The 5,081-nt window shown below is 30.9% G+C and carries 4 protein-coding genes; 2 read left to right on the top strand and 2 right to left on the bottom strand.

Going from position 1 to position 5,081, the window contains the following annotated elements; all coding sequences use genetic code 11:
- Positions 1 to 93 precede the first annotated feature (93 nt).
- The gene (locus ACI3VO_RS05910) at positions 94 to 1,344 is read left to right on the top strand and encodes an RtcB family protein (protein ID WP_439757022.1); all 1,251 of its coding nucleotides are present in this window, start codon (positions 94 to 96) and stop codon (positions 1,342 to 1,344) included.
- Positions 1,345 to 1,511: 167 nt separating this feature from the next.
- Here the strand turns inward: ACI3VO_RS05910 and ACI3VO_RS05905 are convergent, their stop codons facing one another.
- Complete coding sequence (locus ACI3VO_RS05905; protein WP_439757021.1) at positions 1,512 to 2,666, bottom strand: aldo/keto reductase; 1,155 nt, start codon at positions 2,664 to 2,666, stop codon at positions 1,512 to 1,514.
- Positions 2,667 to 2,838: 172 nt separating this feature from the next.
- Here ACI3VO_RS05905 and ACI3VO_RS05900 point away from each other — a divergent pair, with 172 nt between their 5' ends.
- Positions 2,839 to 3,498 carry a hypothetical protein gene (locus ACI3VO_RS05900; RefSeq protein ID WP_439757020.1) on the top strand — a complete coding sequence of 220 codons (660 nt, stop codon included), beginning with the start codon at positions 2,839 to 2,841 and terminating at the stop codon, positions 3,496 to 3,498.
- 62 nt (positions 3,499 to 3,560) lie between these two features.
- Here ACI3VO_RS05900 and ACI3VO_RS05895 read toward each other — a convergent pair whose 3' ends face one another.
- Positions 3,561 to 4,976, bottom strand: a complete 1,416-nt coding sequence (locus ACI3VO_RS05895) for a carbon starvation CstA family protein (RefSeq protein WP_439757019.1) — start codon at positions 4,974 to 4,976, stop codon at positions 3,561 to 3,563.
- Positions 4,977 to 5,081: the final 105 nt, after the last annotated feature.

Here is a 5,081-nt window from a genome sequence, read left to right as displayed (position 1 = left end):
TTTCCACCAGTAACTTTATTTATTCCTTGAAACCGTACTGTTTTTAGCAAAAATTTAGTTAAAAAAATGACAATATAAAAGGAGTGATAAATAATGTTTACATTAAATGGAAAATATACAGATGCAGTTGTCTACACAGATATATGTGAGCAACAAGCTATATCTCAAATAATAGGACTTTGCAATCACCCTGTTTTCGATGGGGCGAAAATTCGTATAATGCCAGATGTCCATGCTGGTGTAGGCTGCACTATAGGAACTACTATTAAATTAAAAGAAAAAAAACTTATTCCAAACATAGTTGGAGTTGATATCGGATGTGGTGTACTTACTACAATATTTAAAACATCTAATTCAATTGATTTTAAGAAATTAGATGATTTTATAAAAAGTAACATACCTAATGGACACGGTGTTCACAAAAGAAAACATCCTAATTTAGATAAAGATGTACAAAAACAAATAAAAGAAATTGTAGATGACTTGAATCTAAAAGAATTAGATTACTTTATAAATTCTTGTGGTAGCTTAGGTGGCGGAAACCACTACATTGAAATAGGAAAAATAGACGATGATACTTATGCTCTATCAGTACATACTGGTTCTCGTAATTTAGGCAAAAAAGTATCTAAGCACTTTAGCTTAAGAGCATCCTTTAATATGGCTGGCGGAGTTAAATTAAAAAAAGCCGAACAAGAACTAATTTCAAGTCTAAAAAAACAAAACAGAGAAAAAGATATAAACAAGGAAATAATAAATCTTAGAAATAATTTTTCAGACAGAATAATAGGTATTCCAAAGGATTTAGCTTATATTGAAGGTAAAGACTACGAAGACTACATAGAAAATATGATAAAATGCCAAAACATGGCTTTTGAAAATCGCAGACTTATATCTCAAGATATTTTAGACTTTTTAAAAATAGAAGTTATAGAGCAATTCGATACTATTCATAATTATATAGAAAACACAGATGATTGTATCATAATAAGAAAAGGCTCTATATCTGCTAAAAAAGGCGAAAAATTAGCTATTCCACTTAATATGAAGGAGGGCGTTATAATAGCTCTTGGAAAAGGCAACGACGATTGGAATCAATCAGCGCCTCATGGTGCTGGACGTCTACTATCTAGAAGTGAAGCTAAAGAGCTTCTTTCAATGGACGACTTCAAAGATGATATGGACGGTATAAATACTTGGTCTGTATGCGAGGAAACATTAGACGAATCACCTCAAGCCTATAAACCTGCTGATTTGATTATTGAACAAGTTAAAGAAACTGTAGATATTTTATATATCGCAAAACCTGTTTATAACTTTAAATCTTGTATGATCAGAAAATAATATATTACACAAATATGATACTAAAAGGCGAATTTTCATATTCGTCTTTTTTATTGACTTTTCATATACATATTCATTTTCAGCCTATTGTAAATATATTTAACAACTTTGTGATGCAATATAACCCTCTATCACAAAGTTGTTAAATATAAATTAATTGATTCATTTTATTTTCCAAATAATTTAACTGCTTCTTTCATTTTACCGATGATATCTACACCAAATGGGCAATTGTCCATACACAAACCACATTCTACACATTCAGATGCATGATGAGCCAGTAATTCATAATGATTTTTTACTGTTTCTGCTAATTCGTCTTGAATAGATGCTAAATCAAGATATTTATTTACATAGGCTACATCTATTTTCACTGAACAAGGTGCGCAATGACCACAGTACATACATTGACCTGTAAATGAACTTTTTGGAGCATCGGCTAAAATTTTTGCGTAGTCTTTTTCTTCATCAGTTGCCTTTTCATAGTAGACAGAAGATAAAATTTCGTCTACATTTGAAGCTCCGATTGCTACAGTTGCAACTGCTGGTCTTGTTAAGCAATAATGAAGGCATTTGACAGGTGTTAGTGCTTTTTTAAATGGAGATTGTTTTTCATTTAATAATACCCCTGCTCCAAAGGCCTTCATTACAGTTAAGGCTACACCTTCGTTTTCACATATACGATATAATTTTTCTCTTTTCGGCTCAATTCCTTGGTAAATTCTATCCTTATATGTATCCTCTTCAAATAAAATATCTACATCCTCACTAGCTGGCAGCATATCGTACGCTGCATTTATGCTAAATAATATTACATCTATTATTCCTGTTTTTACGGCTCTTAGCGCTATATCTGGATTGTGAGTTGATATTCCTAGATGCTTTATAATTCCCTTTAATTGTAATTCTTTTGCGTATTCTATAATTTCTCCGCCAAATACACTATCGAAATCTTTATCATCATCTATATAGTGAATCATGCCTACATCTACGTAATCTAGTTGCATTCTATCTAAAAAATCTTTATAAGCTTCTTTTACTTCATCTATATTTCTAGTACGCTTGTATTGATTATCTTCCCAAGTTGTACATAAATGTCCTTCTATTACAAAGCTTTCTCTAGGATATTTTTTTAATGCATTTCCTACATAGCTTCTTACCTCTGGATTTGAATTGTATATGTCTATATAATTTATTCCTTCTTTGATTGCTACATCTATCATTTTAGTTACTTCTTCTTGAGTTTTTTTCTCAAATCCTTCTCCACCAAGACCTATTTCACTTACCTTTATATTTGTTCTTCCTAATGTTCTATATTTCATAATCGATTCCCCCTCTAATACAACTTTACTCTATGAAGTTAACTTTAAGTCAAGAGGTTTATTTTAAATCTTTTATATTTTTATCTATAAAATCGAATACTTAAGGTTGCAATTTTTACCATTTATTTTATAATACATAATGTAATAACATATATAGAAAGGACTTTTAATTATGCCAGCTTGGAGTTTTCATATTAAATTAGCTACAGATGTTTCAAATATTTTAAAATTAAATGAAGAAGAAGAAAATCTTTTTATATTAGCAAATGTAATTCCAGATATAAAATCAGGTTATTTAATACCTATGAAGGATACAGTTGAATCTAGATTTTCTCATTATTATATTTACGAAAATGAATTATGTCTGCCTGACCTTGAAAAATACAAAAAAGTATATTGGAACAAGGATGATATCGTATCAACAGGGATTTACTGTCATTTACTATTAGACTACTATCTAAATGGCATGCTTAAAAACGACTATTTTATTTTCGATAACAAAAATATAATAACAGGGATGAAGACAGTAAACGGCGTATTTAACGGGACTAAAGAGGACTGTATTAGATTTAAGCACAAAAACTTCAATATAATTGCAAAATCATTGGGAGTAAAAAGCAAATTTACCTTCCCTAAAGAAGATATAACAATTAAAACAGATGCCGGAAATTACACGATTACACCTAAGGATATCGAAGCTACAGAAAAGTGGATTTTCGATAATTACAAGGATCAAATAAATGAATTCCCTAAAAATGAACTGCTTACAGAAGAAGAACTAGACGCTTTCTTCAAGGATTCATCTGACTTTGTATTAAAACATATACGCTAAAAAAAAGAGATACTTAAAATAGATTTTAAAATCTATCTTTCGTATCTCTTTTTTATCTGAAGCTAAGCTGCTTTATTATGTTCTACGTGTTTTTCTTTATTTGCTTTTACAAAGAATACTACTGCAAACAATATTGCTACTACAATACCTATTGTGTTACCTACTTGTGCTGGTAATCTAAATCCTTCTGGAGCCTGCATTATATAACTGAATGTTACAGCTGTCATATATATTGCTGGAGCTACTGTTACCATGTAGTTCTTATTGTTTTTAAGTAGGAACATACTTCCTGTCCACAACATTATCATGGCTAATGTTTGGTTAGCCCATGAGAAATATCTCCAAATTATATTGAAATCTATAAATGTAAGAGCTACACCTACTGCAAATAGTGGTATTGCTATCATAAATCTAGAGCTCAATTTATCTTGTTTTATATTAAATGAATCAGCTATTGTAAGTCTTGCACTTCTGAATGCTGTATCACCAGATGTTATCGGACAAGCTACAACACCTAATACTGCAAGTACTGCACCTACTGGTCCAAGTAGAGTTATTGACATTTCATTTACACCTACTGCTGGAGTTGATCCGTAAATTGCTTGTAATTGAGGTTCACCGTGGAAGAATGCCATTGCAGCTGCTGCCCATATTAAAGCGATTATACCTTCTGCAACCATTGATCCGTAGAATACTGGTCTTATTTCTCTTTCGTGTTCTACACATCTAGCCATAAGTGGTGATTGTGTCGCATGAAATCCTGATATAGCACCACATGCTATTGTTATAAATAAGTATGGGAATAATGGTTTTCCATCTGGATGGAAGTTTTGTAAAGTTATTTCTGGTATTTGATAGCCTTTAACAATTAATCCACCTGCTATACCAATTGCCATTAATATAAGTGCTGCACCAAATAATGGATATATCTTACCTATGATCTTATCTACAGGAAGTACAGTTGCCAATATGTAATATACAAATATTACTGCAACCCAGATTTGTGTATTTACATTAGTTAAAGTATTTAAAAGTCCAGCAGGTCCTGTTACAAATACTACACCTACAAGTACTAGTAAAACTACACTAAATACTACCATTACTTTTCTAGCACCTTCACCTAGATATATACCAACAAGCTCTGATGCTGATACACCTTTGTTTTTAAGTGATAAGTAACCAGATAAGAAATCATGTACACCACCTGCAAATATTGTACCAAATACAATCCATAAAAATGCTGCTGGTCCAAATAATGCACCTTGTATTGCACCAAATATTGGTCCTAAACCTGCTATGTTCAAGAATTGAATTAAGAATATCTTCTTCCAATTCATAGGAACATAATCTACACCATCTTCCATTGATAGTGCTGGAGTTTGTAAAGAGTCATCTATTCCAAATACTCTCTCAACAAACTTACCATAAACAAAATAACCTAGAATTAAAACTATTATTGCTGTGAAAAAGCTAATCATAACAAATCCCTCCCAAATATATTTTTTTACTAAATGTAAAGTTTAAATATAATGTATAATTATTTCCTTTTGTACTTATATAATAATACTTATATATATAGATAG

The organism is Intestinibacter sp. (assembly GCF_051866655.1).
In the GTDB taxonomy this organism is placed as follows: Bacteria; Bacillota; Clostridia; order Peptostreptococcales; family Peptostreptococcaceae; genus Intestinibacter.
Note: the sequence above shows the minus strand (reverse complement) of the source record. Positions and strands in the feature narration are given on the sequence as shown.